At 41.6% G+C, this 23,123-nt stretch carries 19 protein-coding genes; 8 read left to right on the top strand and 11 right to left on the bottom strand.

Annotated features, from left to right (window positions below):
- Nucleotides 1-130: 130 nt before the first annotated feature.
- Nucleotides 131-1,357, bottom strand: a complete 1,227-nt coding sequence (gene ispG, locus RMY32_RS23255) for a (E)-4-hydroxy-3-methylbut-2-enyl-diphosphate synthase (protein WP_322710669.1) — start codon at nucleotides 1,355-1,357, stop codon at nucleotides 131-133.
- Nucleotides 1,358-1,866: 509 nt separating this feature from the next.
- Between ispG and RMY32_RS23250 the strand changes: the two genes are divergently transcribed.
- On the top strand, nucleotides 1,867-2,901 hold the full coding sequence (locus RMY32_RS23250; RefSeq protein WP_322710668.1) for an isochorismatase: 1,035 nt from the start codon (nucleotides 1,867-1,869) through the stop codon (nucleotides 2,899-2,901).
- Between the two features lie 72 nt (nucleotides 2,902-2,973).
- On the opposite strand, the gene RMY32_RS23245 is transcribed toward RMY32_RS23250, so the two are convergent.
- Entirely contained in the window at nucleotides 2,974-3,864 is an 891-nt protein-coding gene (locus RMY32_RS23245; RefSeq protein WP_322710667.1) for a M23 family metallopeptidase, read from the bottom strand.
- Nucleotides 3,865-4,213: 349 nt separating this feature from the next.
- Here RMY32_RS23245 and RMY32_RS23240 point away from each other — a divergent pair, with 349 nt between their 5' ends.
- Nucleotides 4,214-5,422 carry an HhoA/HhoB/HtrA family serine endopeptidase gene (locus tag RMY32_RS23240; RefSeq protein ID WP_322710666.1) on the top strand — a complete coding sequence of 403 codons (1,209 nt, stop codon included), beginning with the start codon at nucleotides 4,214-4,216 and terminating at the stop codon, nucleotides 5,420-5,422.
- Between the two features lie 97 nt (nucleotides 5,423-5,519).
- Here the strand turns inward: RMY32_RS23240 and RMY32_RS23235 are convergent, their stop codons facing one another.
- From RMY32_RS23235 to ispD, 3 genes are all read right to left on the bottom strand, one after another.
- Complete coding sequence (locus RMY32_RS23235; protein WP_094347414.1) at nucleotides 5,520-5,867, bottom strand: DUF760 domain-containing protein; 348 nt, start codon at nucleotides 5,865-5,867, stop codon at nucleotides 5,520-5,522.
- 154 nt (nucleotides 5,868-6,021) lie between these two features.
- On the bottom strand, nucleotides 6,022-6,564 hold the full coding sequence (gene scpB, locus RMY32_RS23230) for an SMC-Scp complex subunit ScpB (protein ID WP_322710665.1): 543 nt from the start codon (nucleotides 6,562-6,564) through the stop codon (nucleotides 6,022-6,024).
- Between the two features lie 228 nt (nucleotides 6,565-6,792).
- Complete coding sequence (ispD, locus tag RMY32_RS23225) at nucleotides 6,793-7,482, bottom strand: 2-C-methyl-D-erythritol 4-phosphate cytidylyltransferase (protein WP_322710664.1); 690 nt, start codon at nucleotides 7,480-7,482, stop codon at nucleotides 6,793-6,795.
- A gap of 69 nt (nucleotides 7,483-7,551) precedes the next feature.
- Here ispD and RMY32_RS23220 point away from each other — a divergent pair, with 69 nt between their 5' ends.
- Nucleotides 7,552-8,511, top strand: coding sequence for a glycosyltransferase family 9 protein (locus RMY32_RS23220; RefSeq protein ID WP_322710663.1), 960 nt, complete (start codon nucleotides 7,552-7,554; stop codon nucleotides 8,509-8,511).
- 368 nt (nucleotides 8,512-8,879) lie between these two features.
- Here RMY32_RS23220 and RMY32_RS23215 read toward each other — a convergent pair whose 3' ends face one another.
- On the bottom strand, nucleotides 8,880-9,608 hold the full coding sequence (locus RMY32_RS23215) for a class I SAM-dependent methyltransferase (RefSeq protein WP_322710662.1): 729 nt from the start codon (nucleotides 9,606-9,608) through the stop codon (nucleotides 8,880-8,882).
- Nucleotides 9,609-10,045: 437 nt separating this feature from the next.
- Nucleotides 10,046-10,516 (bottom strand): CRR6 family NdhI maturation factor, encoded by a 471-nt coding sequence (locus RMY32_RS23210; protein WP_322710676.1) that lies wholly within the window; start codon nucleotides 10,514-10,516, stop codon nucleotides 10,046-10,048.
- 662 nt (nucleotides 10,517-11,178) lie between these two features.
- Here RMY32_RS23210 and RMY32_RS23205 point away from each other — a divergent pair.
- Nucleotides 11,179-11,625, top strand: a complete 447-nt coding sequence (locus tag RMY32_RS23205; RefSeq protein ID WP_322710661.1) for a Fur family transcriptional regulator — start codon at nucleotides 11,179-11,181, stop codon at nucleotides 11,623-11,625.
- A gap of 118 nt (nucleotides 11,626-11,743) precedes the next feature.
- On the opposite strand, the gene RMY32_RS23200 is transcribed toward RMY32_RS23205, so the two are convergent.
- Nucleotides 11,744-14,758 carry a pentapeptide repeat-containing protein gene (locus RMY32_RS23200; RefSeq protein ID WP_322710660.1) on the bottom strand — a complete coding sequence of 1,005 codons (3,015 nt, stop codon included), beginning with the start codon at nucleotides 14,756-14,758 and terminating at the stop codon, nucleotides 11,744-11,746.
- Nucleotides 14,759-14,901: 143 nt separating this feature from the next.
- On the opposite strand from RMY32_RS23200, the gene RMY32_RS23195 reads away from it, so the two are divergent.
- The 4 genes from RMY32_RS23195 (at nucleotide 14,902) to RMY32_RS23180 (ending at nucleotide 19,488) form a co-directional block, all read left to right on the top strand.
- Complete coding sequence (locus tag RMY32_RS23195; protein ID WP_322710675.1) at nucleotides 14,902-16,671, top strand: DUF3685 domain-containing protein; 1,770 nt, start codon at nucleotides 14,902-14,904, stop codon at nucleotides 16,669-16,671.
- Between the two features lie 159 nt (nucleotides 16,672-16,830).
- Nucleotides 16,831-17,538: a phosphatidate cytidylyltransferase gene (locus tag RMY32_RS23190; protein ID WP_322710659.1), complete on the top strand. Its 708-nt coding sequence runs from the start codon at nucleotides 16,831-16,833 to the stop codon at nucleotides 17,536-17,538.
- A gap of 681 nt (nucleotides 17,539-18,219) precedes the next feature.
- Nucleotides 18,220-18,813 carry a DUF4360 domain-containing protein gene (locus tag RMY32_RS23185; RefSeq protein WP_322702834.1) on the top strand — a complete coding sequence of 198 codons (594 nt, stop codon included), beginning with the start codon at nucleotides 18,220-18,222 and terminating at the stop codon, nucleotides 18,811-18,813.
- A 111-nt stretch (nucleotides 18,814-18,924) separates the two neighbouring features.
- Complete coding sequence (locus tag RMY32_RS23180; protein WP_322710658.1) at nucleotides 18,925-19,488, top strand: hypothetical protein; 564 nt, start codon at nucleotides 18,925-18,927, stop codon at nucleotides 19,486-19,488.
- 255 nt (nucleotides 19,489-19,743) lie between these two features.
- Here RMY32_RS23180 and RMY32_RS23175 read toward each other — a convergent pair whose 3' ends face one another.
- The 3 genes from RMY32_RS23175 to RMY32_RS23165 all read right to left on the bottom strand — a co-directional run bounded on the left by RMY32_RS23175 (nucleotide 19,744) and on the right by RMY32_RS23165 (nucleotide 22,713).
- Nucleotides 19,744-21,195, bottom strand: a complete 1,452-nt coding sequence (locus RMY32_RS23175; RefSeq protein WP_322710657.1) for an NAD(P)/FAD-dependent oxidoreductase — start codon at nucleotides 21,193-21,195, stop codon at nucleotides 19,744-19,746.
- A gap of 148 nt (nucleotides 21,196-21,343) precedes the next feature.
- The gene (gene cobD, locus RMY32_RS23170; RefSeq protein WP_322710656.1) at nucleotides 21,344-22,402 is read right to left on the bottom strand and encodes a threonine-phosphate decarboxylase CobD; all 1,059 of its coding nucleotides are present in this window, start codon (nucleotides 22,400-22,402) and stop codon (nucleotides 21,344-21,346) included.
- A 26-nt stretch (nucleotides 22,403-22,428) separates the two neighbouring features.
- Nucleotides 22,429-22,713: an HU family DNA-binding protein gene (locus tag RMY32_RS23165; RefSeq protein ID WP_010998076.1), complete on the bottom strand. Its 285-nt coding sequence runs from the start codon at nucleotides 22,711-22,713 to the stop codon at nucleotides 22,429-22,431.
- Nucleotides 22,714-23,123 lie beyond the last annotated feature (410 nt).

Genomic DNA, 23,123 nt, shown 5'->3' with positions numbered 1-23,123 from the left:
GGGCATTGGGCATTGGGCATTGAGAAGAGACAAGGTAGACAAGGAAGAAGGGGAAGATAAGGAGAGACTTGTTCAATAATTCCCCGTTGTCCCCCCTTGCCTCCCCTGCTCCTCTGCTCCCCTGCTCCCTTTAAGGTTCTACCCAGCGTTCATCTGCCTTAATGAGGTTAATTAATTCCTCTACACCTTTATCTTCTGGGACTTTTTTAATTTCTTCTCGACCACGATACAAAGAAATATAACCAGGTGTTTTGCCAACATACCCATAGTCGGCATCTGCCATTTCTCCGGGGCCATTGACAATACAACCCATCACTGCAATATCTAGTCCAGTTAAGTGTTTAGTGGCTTCCCGGACTTTGTGCAGTACTTCCTCTAGATTAAACAAAGTGCGTCCACAGGAAGGACAAGCGACGTACTCCACCATCGTTTTTCGCAATCCCAAAGCTTGGAGAATGCTGTAACAGACGGGAATTTCTTTTTCCGGTGCTTCTGTTAGTGAGACACGAATTGTATCGCCAATGCCATCAGCAAGTAAGGTAGCAATACCAGCAGTAGATTTAATTCGCCCGTATTCGCCATCACCGGCTTCCGTAACGCCTAAATGTAACGGGTAATCCATACCCAGTTCATCCATGCGCTTGGCGATGAGGCGATAGGCGGCCACCATCACCGGGACTCGTGAGGCTTTCATGGAAACTACCAAGTTGCGGAAATCCAAAGATTCACAGATGCGGATGAATTCTATGGCAGATTCCACCATTCCTTCGGGGGTATCACCGTAAGTAAATAGCATTCTTTCAGCCAGAGAACCGTGATTTACCCCAATCCGCATCGATTTTCCTTGATCGCGCAAAGAAACTACTAGAGGTTCTAAGGTTTCGCGGATTTTATCGCCAATTTCGTCAAATTCGCTTTTAGTATACTCAGTGCGATTAATGTTTGGCTTTTCAAACACATACAAGCCTGGATTAATCCGTACTTTCTCTATGTGCTTGGCAACTTCCACGGCGATTTTCAGTCCGTTGTGATGGACATCAGCCACAATCGGTACGTCTTGGTAAGTTTTAATTAATTTTTGTTTAATTTCTCCTAAAGCTTTAGCATGAGCCATACTTGGCACTGTGACGCGGACAATTTCGCAGCCTATTTCGTGCAGACGACGAATAGCAGCCACGGAACCATCAATATCAAGAGTGTCTTCGTTAATCATTGACTGCACTACAATGGGGTAGCCACCGCCAATAGTGACATTTCCCACCTTTACAGGGCGGGTTTTACGCCGCTTGATTGTTGTATCAAAGGTGGCTTGAGGTGATGTGATGCTTGAAGTGTTTACTGTGGGCAGAGTTTGCATAACCTGATTAGGTAAATTTGCTGTTGCTCAAATATCAGATTTAATAAATCTCTGTTTCCCAGATTGCCACAGCTAGCGCTTTTTTGGACGATTAATATAGAAAAAAATGGAGAATCAAAAAGGTGAAGAAATAAACAGCAATTGAGGAGTTTTGCTCTTTTGTAAAGATATATTGCCTAAAAATCTTTTTAACTACTGAGTAGCTTGAGTGCAATCGCTTTAACCCGCCTAAGTTGCGTTGCTCCTAAATTTACACACACCAGATACTATTCGCTTTGACTATACCTCCGTATTCATGGAAAACATATTGACCAGATTCTAAACCAGTGGCATATTCCTCTAGCCAGTTCTGAAAACTTGAAGCGACGGTTGGTGATGTTGCGAAGTTGGGATGAGAGCGATCGCTAAATTTATGTTTTTATAATACAAATATACTATTTAATTTAGATTTGAGAAAATTTGGGGATTGAAATTGTAGATGTTATTACAGAATAAAAGCGGCTGTAATTATGAACACTCAAATAACACCCCAACTACCAATTCCCCCACACTTTAAGCTTGAAGAAGTGGGCAAAGTCTGGCGCGTACCTTACCAAGAACGTGCTGCTGAAGCTGAAATCTGGGCAAAACAACACGATATCAAACCTACATCTTTAGATAAAACTCATATTTGCTTACTGTTAATTGATGTCCAAAACACCTTCTGTATCCCTGGCTTTGAACTATTTGTAGGTGGAAAATCTGGTAATGCGGCGGTGGATGATAACGTCAGATTGTGTGAGTTTATCTATCGAAACTTGGGAATAATCACGAAAATTGTACCAACTCTAGATACCCACACAGCAACGCAAATTTTCCATCCGATCTTTTGGGTGAACGCTGCGGGAGAACATCCCATTACAGCCGCGACTAGCATTACACCAGCAGATGTTGAACAAGGTATCTGGAAAGTTAACCCAGCAGTTGCTAACAGTGTTACCAATGGGGATTATGAATTATTAGAAAAACACGCTTACCATTACCTTAAAAAACTCAGTCAAGACGGTAAATATCCCCTTACTGTTTGGCCTTATCATTCTATGTTGGGTGGTATTGGTCATGCTCTAGTTTCATCAGTAGAAGAAGCGATATTTTTCCACGGCATTGCGCGTCAGAGTCAGACGCAATTTGAAATTAAAGGTGAAAATCCCTTAACAGAAAACTATTCTATTTTGCGTCCAGAGGTGTTGGAAGATTTTGATCAACGTCCACTCGCTCAAAAGAACATGCGCCTGATTAAACAACTTTTAGAATATGATGCAGTAATTATTGGTGGTCAAGCTAAAAGTCACTGCGTCGCTTGGACAATTGACGATTTATTAACAGAAATTAAACAGGTAGATGCCACCCTGGCGAAAAAAATTTATTTGCTAGAAGATTGCACTTCCCCCGTTGTTGTCCCCAATGTTGTGGACTACACAGAACAGGCAGATGCAGCATTTGCAAGATTTGCAGAGGCAGGAATGCACATTGTAAAATCTAGTGAATTTGGGAATTGGGCATAGGGCATGGGGCATTGGGTTTAGTAGTTTCCTGTTTCCTCATCCTTTATTCGCTATTCCCTGCTCTCCATTCTCTCATTTCTTCAAATAGCCCTTTGGATCTTGCGCTACCCAACCCAGAGATGAGCTAGAACGCACTTCAAAATGGAGATGCGGTTGAGCGGAACTTGGTTTTCCACTAGTGCCTACTGTTCCCAGTAAGTCTCCTTTTTTTACTTGCTGACCGACAGCAACTTTGATGCTGTCAAGTTGGGCGTAGCGGCTTTGAAGTCCGCCACTGTGGTTAATAATGACCAATTTGCCATAAGAACCTTGATCGCTGGCAAAGGCTACAGTTCCAGAGGCGATCGCTAGCACATTACTACCAACTGGTGCTAATAAGTCAACACCACTATGGAAGAAAACTTCACCTGTGGCAGGATTTATTTGCCAGCCGTAAGCTAATCCGACATTTGCTACTTGTGCTAAGGGATATCCAGACAAAGATGCACGGTTTGGTGTACCTGCATCAGTAGGTAAAGGGGACTTAGTTACAACACCATTAGGCGACCAATTTACCCCCGGAACAAACACGATTCTGGGGTTTTGTTGGCAGCCATTAACCTCAAACAGGCTATCAGCGCGAACTTTGTATTGTGCCGCCACTTGTCGCCAAGTTTGACCGCGAGGCACTTCGACTACAATCCCATTGTAGGGAGGAATCTGAAGCACACTGCCAACAGCGGCAGTTGCACCATTCTGTAAAGCTGGATTCATACCAATAATAGTTGTCGGAATGAGATTATAGCGCTGCGCTATGCTCTCCAAAGTTTCGCCACGAACAACTTTATGGCGTTGGAAGCGAGATAGGGCTGGAGTTGAGCAACCATTTACAGCAGCGTTAGCACTGTTTGAGTATGGCAGTATGCTTACTAGGCCCAAGGCGCTTAAGCTACAGAGAAATAGTTGACGAAAGGGTAAAGTCATGTATAAAGGTCAATAGCGCATTAACTTTAGATTTTAGATGGGAAGAATGGGAATTGGGGAGCAGGGGAGACTTGGGGGGCAAGGGGGACAAGGGGGAATTATTGAAAATCTCTCCCAAGTCTCCCCTTCTTTCTTGTCTTTTTTGTCTCTTGTCCATGCTCAATGCCCAATCCCCAATGCCCAATGCTCAATCCCCAATGCTCAATCCCCAATGCTTAATCCCCAATGCTTAATCCCCAATGACAAATGCCCAATCCCTAATTTCTCGTAAATTGATCTGTCCACTTGCCGTTCGCTTGACTACACTTAGAAATTAGCAACTGCATTGCTGTTCTTGAGCAAAACAATTATGAAGTTATCCTTAAAGCAACTGGCGGTTTATGTGTTTTTACTGGTAATTGGCGGTGGTGCAGGTTTGTTTGGCAGTCGCTATTTCATTCCCCAAAATCGCTCGTTCCAACAGCTAAAAAATGTAACAATGGCTTCGCCTCCAGAATCCGTAGTTCCGAATTCTCCTAACGGAGCTATTGGGCTTACTGGTGGCGACAACGTGAATTTTATTGCGACGGCAGTGCAAAAAGTTGGCCCGGCTGTAGTACGAATTAATGCGACTCGCAAAGTAGCCAATCCTATCTCTGACGCTTTGAAAAATCCCATCTTGCGGCGATTCTTCGGAGAGGATGACCAACCAATTCCTCAAGAACGCATTGAGCGCGGTACAGGATCGGGATTTATTTTGAGCGATGATGGAGAATTACTCACCAACGCTCATGTAGTAGCAGATACAGATACAGTGCAAGTTACCCTCAAAGATGGTCGCAGTTTAGAGGGGAAAGTGGTAGGAGTTGATTCTGTGACAGATGTGGCGGTAGTGAAAATAAAAGCGAATGATTTGCCGACGGTAAAACTGGGCAATTCGCAAAACCTGATCCCAGGGCAATGGGCGATCGCTATTGGCAATCCTCTAGGTTTAGATAATACTGTCACTATCGGTATCATCAGCGCTACCGATCGCACTAGTACTCAAGTTGGTGTCCCCGATAAGCGAGTCAGCTTTATCCAAACTGATGCCGCAATTAACCCTGGTAATTCTGGTGGCCCCTTATTAAACGCTCAAGGCGAAGTCATTGGGATTAACACAGCCATCCGCGCTGATGCTCAAGGACTCGGTTTCGCCATCCCCATTGAAACCGCCGCCCGCATCGCTAATGAACTTTTTACTAAAGGGCGTGTTGAACATCCTTTCTTGGGTGTTGAAATGGCAGACCTTTCTCCCATCAGAAAACAGCAGATTAATCAAGAAAATCAACTGAATATTCAGCAGGATGCTGGAATTGTGATTAAGGGAGTTACAGATGATTCCCCAGCCAAGCGTGGAGGACTGCTTCCTGGAGACGTGATTCAAAAAATTAACGGGAAACCAGTCAAAACTTCAGCCCAAGTTCAGAGGCTGGTAGAATCGAGCAAAGTTGGAGACATAATAGCGATCGAAGTCAATCGCAGCGGTAAAGTTCAAACCTTCAAAGTACAATCAGGAGCTTATCCTGAAAAGAAGTAGTCAAAATAATTCGTAATTCATAGAGAACGTCATTTTGAATTACGAATTAGTCATTATTTGGTCGATAGTCCCAGAATCTTTGACTACTGACTATTAATTATTGACCATTAGACAAATGCTCTAACTGCATTCTTTGTTCCATCTGGCGCAGAAAATACCCCGTCATCATTGCCGACGCTAGAAGTCCAGCTAAATTCTCCCGATCTGTTGTGATTTGCACATTGAAATTTTCTGCCGGGAGCATTCCCACTAGCCCTTGGACATTTTGCGAGATGATTTGTTTAATTTCGGGGCTGGCGGACTGAGCAACCCTAGCTAAAACATCAGGAGACTGATGCTGTAGATATTTGAGTAACTGATTAGGGTATTCCTCAGAGTGGTCGGAAAGAAGTTGATTAGGGTGTTCCTCGGAGTTGTCATTCAAAAAATCAGGATTAAACACCATTGGCAGTTTTATTTAGCTTAATTGCTAACTCTACTCTAAACCATAGTACAAGAGTAGCGCATTCACCACGGGTATAAGTCTAGAGGAGGGGAGTAGGGTAGAGGAGGCAGGGGGTAGGGGGAAAAGAGGTTATTTTTATTCTTCCCCGTGCTTCCTATTCTCTACTTGCCACTGCCTTTAGTTCTAGTTCTAGTTCTAGTTGTTCTTCCTTCTGACTTGTAGAAAGTATTTGTGGAAGTTGTTCGATTTGGAAATACTGATGGAATTTTGGGGTTACTTGGAGTGAGTAAGAGCGAGAATCGCTGTCTCGGCGTTTGCGGATGAAACCAAGTTCAACGAGTTCTGGGACGTGCTGATATACTCCTGAACCGCGTAGGTTAATCAAGTCGCTTTGGAGTATGGGACTATTAAGGGCGATCGCTGCCAAAGTTCGCAATGCACCTACACCCAATTCTACTGGTATCATCGTTTGCACTAAATCATGAAAGTCAGACCGGAGTTGCAAACTGTAACCATCTGGAGTTTCTACTACCTCTAGGGCACTATCTCGGTGGGCATAGTTGTCCATTAGTTCAATTATGCCTTCTTTGACAGTGGCGCGATCGCACGCGGCATACTCGGCGATTTCGCCGAGCGACAAGGGTTTACCCTTTAAATACAGAATTGCTTCTATCTTCGTCGCTGTGGCTGTAATCATTTAGTCATTGGTCATTAGTCATTGGTCATTGGTCATTAGTACATGACAACTAACAATCAATAAGTGTGTGGCATTATATCGTAACTTGTCAAAGTATTTTTTAAAATTGGGCATGGCGAAAGGGAAAGGGGTAAGGGGAAAAGGGGAAAGATTAAATTCATTCCTTTTCCCTTTAACCTTTAACCTTTTCCCCTGCTCCCTTGTCCCCCAGTCCCCAGTCCCCAGTCCCTAATCCCCAGTCCCTCTATTTGTGAGAATAAATTCTGCGATCGCTAAATCTTGTGGAGTGGTCACTTTTAAATTTGTCTCTTCTCCCTCGACAATTCGGACTTCGATGCCACACTTTTCAAATAAAGCAGCGTCGTCTGTTACTTCCCAACCTTGACGGACTCCTTCAGCATGGCATTGTTTCAACAACTTGACATCAAATCCTTGGGGAGTTTGTGCCGCCCATAGTTGTCGTCTGTCGGGTGTCTCTTGAATTATGCTTTGTTCATTAACAATTTTGATGGTGTCTTTGACGGGTACACCAGCAATTAAGCCGGGACAGTGGCGAATGGCCTCGGCACAAGAGTTAAATAAGTCTGGTGTTACCAGGCATCTAGCACCATCGTGAATCAACACTTGTTCTGCGGCTATTGGCAGAGATTGCAAGCCATTGTAAACAGATTCTTGGCGGGTGGAGCCGCCTTGAATTAATTCTACTGGTTTAGTCAGCTTTAGATCGGCAATAATTGCTTTGAACTCTGGCCAATCGCTAGACTGAGAAATAATCCCGATCCAACTGATTGTACTGGCGGCTTCTGCGGCTAATAAAGTCCAAGCAATAATTGGTTGCGATCGCACTTCTAGAAGGAGTTTATTGCGGTTACTCCCCATTCTTTTTCCGATTCCCGCAGCTGGAATTAGTAAATACACAGAATTCCTCAATCTTTAAGCTATATATTTTCCCCTAAAATAGGGAGCGAGTAAGCGTCAATAAATATTATGCGAGTAGTAGCCCTTGTACCTGGCGGAATTGGCGACCAAATTCTCTTCTTTCCGACTCTAGATGACCTGAAGCGCCATTACCCTGACGCTCAAATAGATGTTGTTGTTGAACCCCGGTCAAAGGCTGCCTACCGAGTGAGCAAGTCAGTTCACGAGGTGCTGAACTTTGATTTTAATGACCGTAACAGCCTGGCAGATTGGGGTAATTTAGTTGGGACGATTCGCGATCGCGAATACGATGTTGCCATTGCTGTTGAGCAAAATTGGTTGGTAGGTCTTTTACTCTGGTTGACGGGAATTCCTATACGTATTGGCTACCAAGGCAAAGGATCGGGTTTTCTTACCCATACTGTGCCGTTTAAACCATCCCAGTATGTCGCAGCAGCATATCATGACTTGCTGCAACCGTTGGAAATAAATAGCCCTGTCCCAGAGTTAGCAGTAAATGTACCAAAACCAGATATTGAGTGGGCACAAAAGGAACAAAAACGTTTAGGGGTTCATGAAACAGGCTATATTTTGATTTATGGCGGTTCTGGCCAGTTATTACAGGCTAAAGAACTAGATAAACTCTACCCTGTCGAGAATTGGCAGCAAATTATTCAAGCCTTCCAACAAAAACAGCCCGATCTACCTGTGGTGGTTATTAAGGGGCTTGATGATGAGCTGTTTGTGCGATCGCTTCTGGAGTCTTCTCCAGATATCAAGGTAACTGCCCCAGATGATATTGGTAAGTTAACTGCCATAATTGCTGGGGCAAATTTGATGTTATCTACTGATAGCGCGGCACTACAACTGAGTGTTGCAGTCCAAACTTATACCATTGCCATCTTTGGACCCAGCAATCCAGCTAAGTTGTTGCCGAAAAACGATAAATTCTTAGCTATTGAATCCCTTACGGGAAAAACGGCGGATATTTCACCAAACACAGTTTTAGAGAAAATTTGGGGTGGCTAAACCAGTAGTTTTCCCAAACTTAGATACCTAGAACAGACAGTAAACCTCAAAACCTCTCTCTTTACAGGAGAGAGGTGAATGTATATTGCATACAAATGAAAAACTCTATAATTTATCACTCAGCCGTTGTCACAAGTTGGGAACGGCTTTCAGTTTTTATTTAGATAAATCGATCTATTTTAGAAAAGCATCCCAATGCAAGCCAAAAGACACAGAACTGCTACAAAAAGTCTGTACAAACCTCTTTCCTTTGCGTCCTTCTCCAAGGGGAGACGCTAACGCGAATGCGGTTCGTTATTTCATTCTTTGCCTAAGCCCAAATGCTGTATAAAAATAAACTTGCGCATTTGGGATGCTCCCTTTATTAATTAGAGGCAAGCAATAAATGTCCAGCTTGCCATATATGTTCCCACAAATATACTAGGATAATCAGCATTACTATCGGAAACAAACCAGTCAGGAGTGGCTTTCTGCTGTCGAACCCTGTTTTCCAACCCAATTTGTAAAGATATATTCTCGTGAACAATTTTTGCATTAGCAATTTCTAGCATTTTCTCTATTGACTGTTGTAGCCACTCTGCTCGAACAAACAAAGTGTGAGATGGATGATCGCCGTAGCAAAAAGGTACTATGAGAACAAGATATCCTTTGTCGTTTAGTATTTTATTCAGACAAAATTGAATAATTTCTTGATCGTCTTTTTTTTCTTGGGTATCTTTGTTAATGCTATGAAATAACAAACCTGCTAGCACTACTGCATCAAATTTTTGATTATCTTCAACAAGTTCAGACAAGAAAAGCGATAAATCTTTGGTAACAAACTTTCTATTTGGATAGAGTTTTAAACATTGTTCAATAGCCAATTCACTGTGATCGACTCCTAGATAGTCACATCGAGTCGGAAGATATTTGCTTAAAGCCCCATTACCGCATCCTAAATCTAATAAAGAGAATGACTTTTCTGGAAAAGCGTTACTTAAAAAACCACCTGTAGGTGTGTATCGGGTGATATTCTCTGGGGATTCAAAGTAGGAATAATAGTCATCTTGAAAACGTTCTTCTTCAGATGTTGCGCGTTCAGGTACTAAATTTGTCATTCTAAAACCCTCCTTTTTTCAAGCTTGTTTGATTACAAAATTGCTCTTTCACATCTGGCGAACTACTGAAAGCGCTTTAATCAAACAGTATAAAATAAAACCTGTTATTTTACTGTATAAGAAACAGGTTTCTACTCTCAGCATATTTGCTATAGTTAATTTAAAAAATATCTTTTTAGATAGAGAAAAATTTCATCCTTAGAGGATGTTTTAAATATTGCAAAATATAGTATGTATCAATACGATTCAGTTAAGTTTTTGGTATTGATTTCGGCAAATAGAGACCCGAAATTATACTTTGTGTCGAGGCGCTAACGCTTCTCTACAAAGGATTTAGGGCTTAACTGAACAATATTGCAATCTCAGAAGAATAACCTCACACAGTCCACTCAAACGAAGAAAATTTTCTCAAAAATCTTCCATGACCTATTAGCTATTTAAAATATTTCAAAAAAAGCATCATCTAATTCATAACCTAGAATTTGCGCCATAGACTTTAGGCGCGAGAGGCTGGGTATGTTTTGTTGTTTGAGCCAATCACCTAAAATAAAGATTTTGTGCATCAAAAATATCTCTAAGGCTTCAGGATTATACTGAATACCTTCTTGGGAACTAAACTGGTGTGGTACAAGCATGGCGGCATAACGAGCAAATTCCCCAGCTTTCCAATCTAGTAAAAATGGCAACCAGGGATATTTGGCATCTAGACGCACAAACCACAGGCGCACCTCTGGAATTTCTGAGAGTTCCCGTGGATCTCCAGGTTGGAGATCGTAATTGACATCAAAGCTTAGCTGCTGTTCGTGGGATGCAACCCCATCTTGCAGCATTTTTTCAATCACCGTTGATGCCGGGGACAGATCCAGATTGTTAATGAAGTCATTATTAAGTGCGATCGCAATTGTCATTGATTTAGCAGCCACCTTTTTGATGCTCAACTGTAGGATCGAGAATATACAGTAGCAGCTTTCAGGGATTGACGCTACATAGACTTTGGATCGCACAAAGTCTTTTTCATAAATCAATTAGTATTTACTGATACTTTTTGCTGATAATCTCGTCAACCCATACAAGGTTTAAACACAAGTCTGACATTGCTCAAATTTATTTGATACTTTTGCTTAATTTTCGGTGATTTTAACAAATATACATCTAATTACTAGCTTTGATATGAGCCACTGGCTATCGCTATTCACTTCACTGATTTTTACTAAAATTAAATGTTACTTTGATCGTTGCTATAATTACTCGCATCTAATTAAAGAATTACTACACGATTAATATGGTACGCCATTAGAATTAGCCTACTTGGGTAAGGCAATGGCTGCCCCAAGGTGGACATTTACAGCAATTTTAAGTTAAAGTTGTAATGAGTTTGTTTTAGATTAAGGTCTGACAAAGTAGCCGTTAACAAGCAAAAAAAATCCTAATCGCCACCTGTCACTTTCACAGCATCAAAAGCCAAAACATAAGTACAGGTGAGACAGCGGTGTGCAATATCATTGCATATATTAAATAACCAATAAACATTTAGACGGGAAAATTCCCCCAACAGTTAACAAGCTGTAATATGCAAAAACAAACAATTACTACAAGACCAATTCGTTCCTTAGAAGATGCACTTGAGCGCTGTCAAATCCTGGGTATGCGCGTCAGTCGTCAGCGTCGCTTTATTCTGGAATTACTTTGGCAAGCCAATGAACATCTTGCTGCAAGAGAGATTTACGATCGCTTGAACCAACAAGGCAAAGAGATCGGTCATACCTCTGTTTATCAAAATTTAGAAGCATTATCCAGTCAAGGAATCATTGAGTGTATTGAACGTTGTGATGGGCGTTTGTACGGCAACATTAGTGACTCTCACAGTCACATAAACTGTGTGGATACAAATCAAATTCTTGATGTTCATGTGGAACTACCAGAAGATTTGATCCGCAAAATTGAAGAAGAAACAGGAGTGCGGATTACTGACTACAGTATTAACTTTTTTGGCTACCGTAATCCGGAGGAGGGCTAGGCAGCAGGGAGCAGGGGAGCAGGGAGCAGGGAGCAGGGGAGAAATCAATTCAAAATTCACTCATTCAAACATTTTAGAACTTCTGCCTCCTCTTTCCTAATGCCCCATGCCCCATGCCCTATTCTCCAATCGAATTCTTGCCAAAAACTGTCTCATCATCGGCATCATCATCATCTAAATCTACTGATAAAATTGCGCCTTCACAGCTTTCAATTAGTCCGATCGCAGGGGTTTCGTTCCAATTAACGTTTGTGTTTGGCGTGATTTTCACAGTGTTTAAAAAGCGCTGCTGCGATGCTTGCGGCGGTAAACTACGCAAATGTTTCAGTTTTTGAAACAACTCTTTAGAGAACAAGGCTCCATTATCAGCAGCCAATTTTTTGTCACTCGCAGCAAGGATGGCGTCAAATAAGCAGGCGTTGGTGAGATCGGCAGAATTAAGATTTGTCCCCATCAGGTTTGCCTGTTGCAGGTTTGCACCTGTGAGATTTGCCTGTTGTAGATTCGCACCTGCGAGATTTGCGTGTTGTAAGTTCGCGCCTGCGAGGTTCGCCTGTTGCAAATTGGCTCCAACCAAATTCGCACCTGTTAACTCCGCATTAGATAAATTTGTTTGCTCAAGATTTACCCCAGTTAACATCACTTGCGATAAGGAGGCTCCCGATAAATTGAGTCCAGCCAGAGACTTGATTCGGGTTGCAAAAGCGCTTTTATGCAAAACCGTTGTCCTAGCAATTAGCACACTCAGCACTTCTGGGTTGAATTCTATTAAATTGACTGGATTTCCACAAGGCCAAAATGGAACTTTTGTTTCTCGGTAGCAAGCACAAAGCAATAAAAATACATTCAGTCCCACCGCAGCATTTACCTGTTCAACATTCACAGGATTTTGCAGTGCATGAAAATTAGTCAAAGCGTTGTGGGCTATCCCCTCATCTAACCAACGTCCTTGACAGTAAGCACGCCAGAAAGATAAAAGACTTTGAAATAAAACTTCAAACGAAAATTTGTGCTTTTGCTGGCGACGCAATCCGGTGATCGCTAGTTCTTCTATTTCTTGGCTAAGTATCCCGTAACCTAGTAAATTATAAATATTCTGGGCCACGCTAGTGGACGTACCATAAGCCTCATCTTGGTACTGAGTCAGAAATTTAAGTTGGGCAGCAATAGCATCTGCACAAAGAGATTCTCCTAACTTGAGATGCGAAAACTCAATTAAACTACTTTTTGCTGTGCTTTCGCCTGAGCTTTCTACATCCCAAATTTTAAAATAAAATGCTGGTAAACTATTAAACTCACCAGTTAGATTAATTTGATGGCGTTGCGAGTGTAAAATTTTGAGAGCGATCGCTTGCATCCGATCGAGTAAATCTTGGGGATGACGATTAGCGAGTAAATTAGCGATCGCTTCTGGAGTCCGATGAATATGAGCTGTACCCGAACGCAGTAACATCGTCTTGATTCCACCAATTAGCGGATAACCCAACAACCATCGACTCAGACGATGATGAATTTCCCATAACAGAAAAGACTTTTGGGTATTAGCAGCTAACTGCAATAGTTCATCATCTAGCAATCCCTCGCGGTGCAAGATGCCCAACAAATGCAGCATTAAGGGTTGACGGATAAGGGCAGATAATTCGCTTAACTTTGATTGGCTGTTAAATAACCCTGCCTGTTTTAACAATGTAAAGAAATTTTGAGCAATGGGTAATGATTGCAGTTTTGCCCACTGTTGAAACCATTGCTTGAATTCGTCCACATCCAATGGCTGAATAATAATTCGCCTCAATAATAGCGGTACTTCCGAGACGATTTCTGGTAACGTCGTTGAACGACTTGTCAACACAACTTTGTGGCGGTGCTGAGATTGAAAGTTCAGTAATTGCTGAATAAAAATTGCTTGTGCCCTGATACCCTGGACAGAATGGGGCAGTTCATCCAAACCATCCAACAGCAACAGACAAGGGAGATTTTCTTGCTCTAACCAAGTTGAAAGATTAACACCAAAGGCAGAATTTAAAGTTTCGATTAAAGTTTTACCGTATTTTACATCTCGCAACCTAATTACTATAGGCATCCAAGTAGGGTACAATTCCTGTGCTACCTGTGCTGCCCAAAGTTGGCAAAAACTAGTTTTTCCATAACCCGGTTCTGATTCAATAACAGCGATCGTTTCTAAATCAGTTAACTGTTGCTGCGCCCATGTTTTTAAATCAACTGGTTTAACAGCTTTTTTATCTTGCTCAGAAATATTTTCCTCTATTGGTAAGCCTTTTAGTGGCACATAGATATCCTTAAGAGCAAAGGATTCCATTAGCAAAGGGATACTGAGATTTTTAATCAAACTTGCACGGTAATGTTCTCGGTGCAAATCAATTTTTTCACTGACTGTAGAACCAACTTCTGGGCTGATGAAACTGGGAGATAATGAAATCCCCAAACGGAAAAATTTTTGCAGTTGGGCTAAAGGAGCAGCATTCTCGGTGACGACTACTAGTATGTCACCAGGAAGTGAGTTGACCAAGCGCTGTGTTAGAAGTTTCGCTTCCGGTTCCTCTGCACCATTGGCAATTAACCAAACGATCGCAGCACTATTTATTTGTTGCACCAGCAATGAATCTGCAACCGAAGACAGTGCTTGTTCAGCTTGAGTATCAGTCAATTTACCTGGGCTGAGAGTTTTTAGCAATCCTTGTAGTTGCGGATCTTGGAGGATAAATTTACCTACGTCCTCTTTAAGTATGTGTGCTTGTATGGGTATAATTGCTCGGTCTAACCACGGTTTTTGTAAGCTTGCTTCCTGCTCTAGAATTGCTTGCAAAGCTTGGAGATAGGCAATTTGAAACGCTAGCCACGTTCCTTCGTTACGTTTTAACGGTTTTTTTTGGCTGAGACTACGCAATAGTTTTTTTGTCAACAGGGAAATGACACTGATTTCTTCCCAAACAATACTTAAGGGCAGTTCTAAAACTTCTACCAAGGTACAAATATCAAAAGGTATGAGGCTTTTGAGTTCCATATCCTGAACAATACGGTAGGCAATACCTGCCAATTGCCCCTCAGAAAACCCTCTGATTTGATTGATGGCGATATGGCGTTCTGCCAACCAGTGCCGAATACTCAGGTTCATTTAATCACACAGTGAAAGCTGTTTATGGCAATTACGATCGATTTATCAGTTTGCGAAAACAGGTGACAATGGGGAAGACAAAGTTTTATATCAAAGTTGTTTTCTGATTGGTAAAAAACAGTGCCGATCTAATTGAGTGGACTATGAGCGATCGCCCTTTAAAATTATTGTTAATCGACCAAGACCCAATTTTTCGTCTGGGATTACGGATAGCCCTAGAAGCGATTCCTAACCTAGAAGCGATCGCAGTTGTAGAAACTGATACCATTGCCTTGCAGATTCTAGCAGAAATTGCCGACAAAGACCCTAACCAGGTAAATTTGGTAGTTTTAGAATTTGGCAATGGTCGCTCTACCACCAGTCAACAGCTAGGTTTACAATTCTGTCGGCAACTCAGAGCCTTATATCCCAACCTACCAATCCTGCTCCTCAGTTCTATTCAAGAACAAGGACTGCTATTAGCTGCAAAATCTGTTGGTATCAATGGCTACTGCTCCAAAGGTACACCACTTCCTGAGTTAGTCGCCGCCATACAAGAAGTTGCAGATGGTGGTTTTTACTGGTTCCAGGATACAGAAGCAGTAATAACTCCTAACTCCTGTACAGACGCGATTAATCGCGTCTCTACTCCTAACTCCTTACTCCCCTTCTTTAAACTGCGAAATAATTTACGTTTGTCAGGAATCGCTAACATTGATGCTACCCTAGCCGCCGTAACAGCACAATTACAAACTCCTGGACTGCCAGTACTAGATCGAGCCATTCTAGCTGGACAGCGGCGAGAACTGCTAGCGGCTCGTTGGTTGCTAAATCGGTTGTTGGTTTCACCACAAGAAAGGCAAGAGGAACAGATTCCACTTGCTGATGAGCCGCCTGTGATTCCTTCATTGAGTAGTGCCATTCAGCAACGGCAAACTGTATCACCTTTACTGAGTCCGGGAACACTACAATCTGCCTTGTTTACATCTTGTGTTGCTAAACTTCAATTTTCTTTACGAAATGTCACAGATATACCTTTAGAAATTGATATCTTTCGTGAAGATAAAAAACGGGAATTACTTTATCTAATCCTACAAAAATTAGCTGGACAGTTGGATGAACTGCGTACTTCTCAAATAGAGATTAATCAATTATATGAACTAAAAAATACTTTACTATGTGATTTATGGCAAGCAGCAATTACAGATTTTTTTGGGAAATTTTCTCGAATAAAAATAGTTAATCAAAATATAGAAATTGTTAATTTATTGCTGCAAAATACAGAGATTGTACAGAGAGAGATTATCAATAAAATTCCGCTAGTTTGTGAGTTGTATTCTTATCTTTTATTTCAAACAGAATTGAACATTGATAATACCTCCTATCCAGTAGTAAGTGCCGAAGCTAAGTCTCAAGCATTAATGATTTTAGAGAACTTATTGATTCAAGTAGCGAATGGAGTAGTGCAACCACTATTAAATTATTTAGCAGATGTAGAAGAGATTAAGCAAAACTTTTATGGACGCCAATTGATTTCTACAAGAGAAATTGAACGATTTAGAAATGATTTGTCGTGGAAATATAGATTAAAAAATTATATAAACGAGCCAAAAGCAGTTTTTGAAAGTCGGTATGAACTATTTGTAATTGCGCCTCGTGGCATTGCCAATACTTCAGTTTATGCCCCTCGAAATCAGGAGTTAGTAAAACTTTCTAATATTCCCTTAGTAGTGACATTGCTCCTAGAATTTAGTGATGCGATCGCACCGCGTTTAAAATCACTATTAGCCGTTTTCGGTAGCGGTATAGTTTTTATCCTTACCCAAATAGTTGGTCGGGGTTTAGGTTTAATCGGTCGTGGTATTCTTCAAGGTATTGGTAGCGTTTCGTCAGTAGAAAAGAACTTTAAACGAAATAGCGATCGATCTAAGTGAACCAGCAGGCGGGAATGAGAGGGAGGGGACAAGGGGAACAGGGGGAGAAATCAATTCAAAATTCAAAATTCAAAATTCAAAATTAAAGAACTTCTGTCTCCTGCCTTCTGCCTTCTGTCCCTTCTTTCCCAATGCCCAATGACAAACGACAAACGACAAATGACAAATGACTTTATTGGACTAGCAATTTCTTATGTTTACGCTATCAGTCTGCTTGTGATTGGCGAGGGACTACGTAGGCTATTTGGTGTAAAGCCGGATTTGACCCGCAAAGTAATTCATATTGGTGCAGGGATGTGGGCTTTCGGAGTCCTGCTACTGTTTAAGAATTGGGAAATCGGAATTATACCTTTTGCTACCTTTATCGGACTTAACTACTTGTTTTACCGCTACCGAATCATCGGCGCAATGGATACTCAGGATAGCTCACCTGGTACGGTTTATTTTGCGATCTCAGTGACACTACTGTTCGGGCTACTGTGGCGACCAGATGGGCCAGTGGATAGCGTTGCGATCGCCGTAGCTGGGATAATGGCAATGACCTGGGGTGACGCACTAGCAGCATTAATCGGTAAACGTTTTGGGCAACATAAATACCAAGTGGGAAGTTCTGTGCGTTCCTGGGAAGGTTCAGCAGCAATGTTTATAGTAAGTACATTAGTGATTTTCTTAGTGCTGTTACTGTTACCTGGTTCTTTGCTAAGTCCCCTAGCAACGCCTTTAAGTTTCGGATGGGCATTGTTGACGGCGGTGGTAACTGCTACTTTTGCAACCCTAGTAGAGGCAGTCTCGCCCCACGGCACAGATAACCTCAGCGTACCTTTAACAGCGGCGGGAGTAGTTTGGATTTTCATGCAGGGTTTTTAAGGCATTTCCAATTACCTCGTTCCCAGTCTACGACTAGAATTTCAGCCACTAATATAGATTCTCAATAAAAACAGCTATTTCACTGCGATATCTGCGGCAGGCTATGACGCTTGACGGCTCACTAACGCTGCGCTATCGGTATCGCACTATTAATTCGGCGATTTATACCCCTAATTTTTAGCACCTAACTTTGGAGTACTGCTACTTCATACTACAATACTACTATTTTGAAATTGGCAGTGTTCGTAAACACAAAATGTCTGTGATCGAGAACACATATTTTTTGATTGAGACAACTATATGATCTTCCCCACATGGACATACAGCAAGAATACATCTTGTAGCCTGATTTCCATCTTGTTTCTCTTAACTCCAGCGATACACTGTTATGCTTCATTTTCTGATTGAGCAGAAATTGTCAAAGCATACCTGAAAGGATTTCCCACAATTGAAGAAGGCAGAAGCCTGTAAGTATCAATCAAAACTTTAGTTGTGGGTGATTGCCCATTACTAGAACAAGATTGTGTCGAGATATGTAACAGCAAATACAAAGCATTCTTGCTTCAATCTCATGCTTTTAAGCGTGGGATTAAAGCAAAAATGCCTTCATCCCTCGTACCTTCTGGCTTCTGAATGCATTTTTCATCAAAAAACAACTCTAGCAACATAGGTACAATCAATATGAACTTTAAACAATTTGGTGTATTACTGTCTATATCTACAATTCTTGGAATCAACGCGATCGCGACTAAGGTTTTGGCTGATGAGCCTAGTATTACTTTTGGAGATGCAATCGGGTCTGGTGGATGTAAGGTTGCCGATCAGCTTGTTGGAGAGGATGGTAGAACCTTATCGCTCATCTTGGATAACTTTAGTGCATTCAGTGGTGACCGTAAAAAGTGTATTTTACGCGTTCAAAGTTTTATTCCAAGTGGTTTCATCGTCCAAAATGTACAAGTACTGTACCAAGGAACTACTGATATTAATAGCAAGAGTAAAGGTACCAGCTTAAGCAGAACTTATAGCTTTAGTGGTGGTGCTCTTGGTCAAGCCGTAGCTCCCCCTAAAACTAGCAAGTTTACATCTAGTAAGGCATTTGCGGAGCAAGATGAGATTACTGTTCTAGCTGCTACAGGTTTATGTAGTGGTGGTGGACAAGGATTATTAGGTATTAATCTGACTGCACAATCCTCAGCAGGAAGTTCTATTTTTGTTGATACAGCCGATCTCAATGCTGGGGATGTGATACTTTCTTTTGACCTAAAGCGTTGTTAGTAGTTGCTTTTAGCGATTCTGTGGATAGATGGTGATACACGCACCAAATTCCAAATTTAGTGGTCTTCAATGAGTGGTGAGTCTAAATCCCCCACTCATTGAATCTACCAAATGTATTCTTCTTTCAAATTACAAATTTCTATTGATGGAGAGGAAGTTATGTTGAAATTGAGTGATGCACGTAATTTTTTCATATTAATGTGCTTGTTTTTTTTCTGTTATGATGCCAATTCATCTAGCACTGCTACTCCAGTAAACAACCAGCCACGATTTTCGGTTAACAGAGGATGTAATATAAGCTTCAATCCGCAAATAAATCAGTTTACGCTTCGCGCTCCTATAACTGTAAAGGCACAATCATCAAGGGCTAGATGTATCATTAGAATTGATACCTCTAATACTCAAAAACAATTTAGACTCGTGCCTTTAGCTGTAAAAGGTGTAGTCAAGAAAGCACCAGCACAAGTAGCTATCACATCATTTTTACTTGGCGATAAACCAACTCCATATCAAATAAGATATGGAAGTACTATAAATTTTGATTTGACCAAGCAAATACTTCCAACTAACTATACAACTACAGGAAAAAGTATTTTAGGCATTAATTTAGTATTAACAACAACTGGAGGAGAACTAGAGTTGACAGATTTAAAATTTGCACTTCAACAAAAATAATAAGCTCAATTTTGAGGGATGCTCCCAATTCTGATGATGTTGCGTTTGCGATCGAGGTGCTGTCAATATTAGCAAAGGCAGCGAGAACTGCAAAGTCAGTAATGATATAGGACTAATATCTGATTTTTGAACGAGATTTTAGATAAAACCTTAGAAAACGGGCTTTTCAGTCTCAAAATGTTTTCAGAAATCAAATTGGAGTCCTATATCAATACCTTGTTTAAGTTATTATAGTGACAACTCCGTACGTAAGTGCTAATTCCAATTGCGGCGAAAATGGAAGAAGCCTTCTAAAAACTCTTGCAAAGGAATGTTAGTATTTAACTTTTGCTTACTCCACTCTCTTGCAGTTCGTTCCAGAATTTCTGAGAAACTGGGATAGGCAGGAGATAAATTTGCTAGGTGTTTAACTTTAATTTTTTGTGATATTGCCAAGGCAATCAAATTAATTAATTCTCCAGCTTCTGCCCCCAATATCGAAGCCCCTAAAATTTCTCCATTGCGTAGCACAATTAATTTACACATACCAGTGGTTTCATCCCGAAGTTGGGCTGCTGCCACTGTTTTAAAATACTGTCGCAAAACTAAAACTTCATCTCGACGAAATTGGCGTTTTGCCTGTTCCTCTGTCAAACCCACTTGCGCCAGCATCGGCGCAGAAAATATCACCCAAGGAATTGAGGAATAATTTACTCGTAATCTAGGGAAAAATAGTGCATTGTTCAGGGCAATTTTTGCTTCATAATTAGCGATATTGGCAAAGTCGTAACCACCAATTACATCACCACAAGCATAAATGCGGTGGTTAGTGGTTTGCAGTTTATCATTTACTACTAAGCTACGCCGATGCCATTTCACACCTACTGTTGCCAAATTTAGAAATTCAAGATTCGGCTGTTGGCCAGTCGCCACTAAAATTTCATCAGTTTCAATGGCCTTATCTCCTGCTTGAATCCACTTTTTATTTTCAATTACCCTCACCTGAGTTACTGGTTTTTCGGTGAGTACGCGCACACCTTCGACTTCTAGCTGCGCTTGAAGCAATGTAGCTATCTCAGGGTCTAGATATGGAAGAACATAAGGATGCTTGACTACCAGCGTCACACTGCAACCAAACCTTGCTAAAGTTTGAGCAATTTCAATACTTTGGGGAATTCCACCGATAATTACCCAATTTTTGGGTAATGTCGCTCCCCGGAAAGATTGCCAAATATTAGAAAGGGTTAGATAGCCAGTGGCTTGTAATCCTGCAATCTCTGGAATTTCTGGATGCGAACCACTGGCTAGCAAATAAGTACGGGCACGTAGTAGGCGATTGTTAACGGCAAAAGCCAATTGAGGTGAAGATTGAAACTGACCACTGCCAACGATCGCATCGACTCCCTGCGCAGCTAAAATGGCTGGGGAATACTGTTCTTGGAGATTTGAAGCGACGCATTGAGCATACAGCATCGCTTCTTGCCATGCCATAGATATCTGGCATTCTTTTGAGGTATCAGTGTGTGTGGCATAAATACCAAAACCAGCCGCATCCTTCAACTTCTGCGCTAGTTTACCAATTTCGGTAAGAGCATAGTCATGAGTAAACCCGTAGTCTACTTTGGGTTGTACCAGGGCAACTGTAGCACGTAATTGGGTTGCAGCAAGTGCAGCATAGTATCCAGCAAGACTGCCACCAATAATTACAACATCGTAGTCAACGGTCACGTGAATTTAGATTAAAGTTAGGAGTTAGCAGTTAGGAGTTAAGAGTTAAGAGTTAGGAATTAGGAGTTAGGAGTTAAGAGTTAGGAATTAACAGTTAAAAATTAAAACCTTTTTTAAGTTATAACTCCTAACTTATAACTTATAACTCCTAACTCTCTTTGAGCGCTGTTAGTAAGCGTTGGTTATCGGACTCTTGACGTACAGCAACCCGGAAAAAGCGATCGCCTAGTTCTTTAAAACTAAGGCAATCGCGGATTAAAATCTGATGGGACTTGAGTAATTGTTGCTGTAACTGGGAAGTAGATTCTTGGGACTCAACCAGTAAAAAGTTAGCAGCACTTGCTTGGGGTTGCAATCCTGGGATTTCAGCTAAACCCTGAAACAGTTGGTTTCGTGCAGGTGGTAGCCATGCCCAGGTTTGCTGCTGAAACTCTGTATCTTGGAGTGCCGCAATTGCCGCTGCTGCCGCTAGCGTGTTTACAGGCCAAGGATCTCGCCATAGCTGCCATTTAGCTAGGCAGTCAGGATGTGCGATCGCATATCCCAATCGCAGTCCTGGGAGACTGTAAAATTTGGTCAGCGATCGCAATACTACTAAATTTGGATATTCCTGCACCACCGGAATCAGGCTTTGTTCCTCATTAGGCGGCACAAAATCCATAAATGCTTCATCCACCACAACCAAAGCAAATTGCTCCAGGTAGGGCAAAATAGAGTCCCGTGTAAATAGTTTTCCAGTTGGGTTGTGCGGATTATTCAGCAATAGTCCTTTGTCCTTTGTCCTTTGTCCTTTGTCCTTTGTCAACGACCAATGACCAATGACCAATGACAAAGGACACTCCAGCACATTAGCGTTGTACCCTGCCAAGGTTCGGTAGTAGTCGCCAAAGGCTGGAGTGATTAAAATTGTCGCGGCTAATTGAGCTAATTCCCTACCGATTAAAGTGAGTAATTCTGCGGAGCCGTTACCCGGCAGAATCCACTCTGACGGCAATTGATGGAAGTGACTGAGAGCTAGTCTCAGTTCACTATAGTTTGGGTCTGGATAGTGCTTAAGATTACCAATTTGGGACTTAATAGCAGCGATCGCGCTGTTTGGAGGCCCCAACGGGCTGATGCTAGCAGAAAAATCCAGAATAGCATTAGGGGGACAGCCAGCCAGTGCTGCTGCCCAGGCTAAATTTCCCCCGTGTGCAGGTTGCCGCATTAAAAAAGGGTTCCCGAAGACAGAACCTATGCTTTTGGGGGTGCTACCTTTTCTCTAAACAGTTTTCCTGCGGAGAAGGCAGGAACCCTTGTCGCTGGAATTTCCATTTTTTCATTTGTTTTCGGGTTGCGACCTTCACGGGCTTTACGTTCCCGCGATTCAAATGAGCCAAATCCCACCAACGTTACCTTATCACCAGAGGAAACCGCTTCAATAATCGTTTCCAAAGCGGCAGTTAAAACTGCATCCGCTTGTTTCTTGGTAACACTAGCCTTTTCAGCTACGGCATCAACTAATTCACCTTTGTTCATGTCAAACTCCTGAAGGTTTACTTGAGATTTGAGTACGGATGCACATTAATACATCCGTACTCAAATCTTTGTTCGCGGAAATACAAAAATCATCCTTTGGGAGTATTTTTTCTCAAAACGGCTGTACATCCCATCGGCTCGACTTTTCAATGAATCATTCTAAGGTGTTGTAGCCTGATGTGGATAGATGAAACCATTAATTTATATAGATTTCAGGATTTTTTGTAATTTTAGGGTACTTGTTTCACTAAAAACCACCCTAAAAGTAGGAAAAAATACTTAGTAAATCCTGCAATTGCCAAGAAAACATGGGAGAGATGGTCAATGTTTGTTGGCATTCATTACCGATGTTGAAGAGTTATTGCTGAGATTAACCAATTTTTATGGAAATTGAAGGCTCAGATTCCCGA

It is taken from the genome of Nostoc sp. ChiSLP03a (assembly GCF_034531215.2).
In the GTDB taxonomy this organism is placed as follows: domain Bacteria; phylum Cyanobacteriota; class Cyanobacteriia; order Cyanobacteriales; family Nostocaceae; genus Nostoc.
The sequence above is the reverse complement of the archived record's forward strand: the minus strand, read 5'-3'. Positions and strand labels throughout refer to the sequence as shown.

What these genes read in the sequence shown, in the direction of transcription:
- ispG (WP_322710669.1), bottom strand. Translation starts at nt 1,357, where the DNA reads ATGCAAACTCTGCCCACAGTAAACACTTCAAGCATCACATCACCTCAA.
- RMY32_RS23250 (WP_322710668.1), top strand. Translation starts at nt 1,867, where the DNA reads ATGAACACTCAAATAACACCCCAACTACCAATTCCCCCACACTTTAAG.
- RMY32_RS23245 (WP_322710667.1), bottom strand. Translation starts at nt 3,864, where the DNA reads ATGACTTTACCCTTTCGTCAACTATTTCTCTGTAGCTTAAGCGCCTTG.
- RMY32_RS23240 (WP_322710666.1), top strand. Translation starts at nt 4,214, where the DNA reads ATGAAGTTATCCTTAAAGCAACTGGCGGTTTATGTGTTTTTACTGGTA.
- RMY32_RS23235 (WP_094347414.1), bottom strand. Translation starts at nt 5,867, where the DNA reads ATGGTGTTTAATCCTGATTTTTTGAATGACAACTCCGAGGAACACCCT.
- scpB (WP_322710665.1), bottom strand. Translation starts at nt 6,564, where the DNA reads ATGATTACAGCCACAGCGACGAAGATAGAAGCAATTCTGTATTTAAAG.
- RMY32_RS23220 (WP_322710663.1), top strand. Translation starts at nt 7,552, where the DNA reads ATGCGAGTAGTAGCCCTTGTACCTGGCGGAATTGGCGACCAAATTCTC.
- RMY32_RS23215 (WP_322710662.1), bottom strand. Translation starts at nt 9,608, where the DNA reads ATGACAAATTTAGTACCTGAACGCGCAACATCTGAAGAAGAACGTTTT.
- RMY32_RS23210 (WP_322710676.1), bottom strand. Translation starts at nt 10,516, where the DNA reads ATGACAATTGCGATCGCACTTAATAATGACTTCATTAACAATCTGGAT.
- RMY32_RS23205 (WP_322710661.1), top strand. Translation starts at nt 11,179, where the DNA reads ATGCAAAAACAAACAATTACTACAAGACCAATTCGTTCCTTAGAAGAT.
- RMY32_RS23200 (WP_322710660.1), bottom strand. Translation starts at nt 14,758, where the DNA reads ATGAACCTGAGTATTCGGCACTGGTTGGCAGAACGCCATATCGCCATC.
- RMY32_RS23195 (WP_322710675.1), top strand. Translation starts at nt 14,902, where the DNA reads ATGAGCGATCGCCCTTTAAAATTATTGTTAATCGACCAAGACCCAATT.
- RMY32_RS23190 (WP_322710659.1), top strand. Translation starts at nt 16,831, where the DNA reads ATGACAAATGACTTTATTGGACTAGCAATTTCTTATGTTTACGCTATC.
- RMY32_RS23185 (WP_322702834.1), top strand. Translation starts at nt 18,220, where the DNA reads ATGAACTTTAAACAATTTGGTGTATTACTGTCTATATCTACAATTCTT.
- RMY32_RS23180 (WP_322710658.1), top strand. Translation starts at nt 18,925, where the DNA reads ATGTATTCTTCTTTCAAATTACAAATTTCTATTGATGGAGAGGAAGTT.
- cobD (WP_322710656.1), bottom strand. Translation starts at nt 22,402, where the DNA reads ATGCGGCAACCTGCACACGGGGGAAATTTAGCCTGGGCAGCAGCACTG.
- RMY32_RS23165 (WP_010998076.1), bottom strand. Translation starts at nt 22,713, where the DNA reads ATGAACAAAGGTGAATTAGTTGATGCCGTAGCTGAAAAGGCTAGTGTT.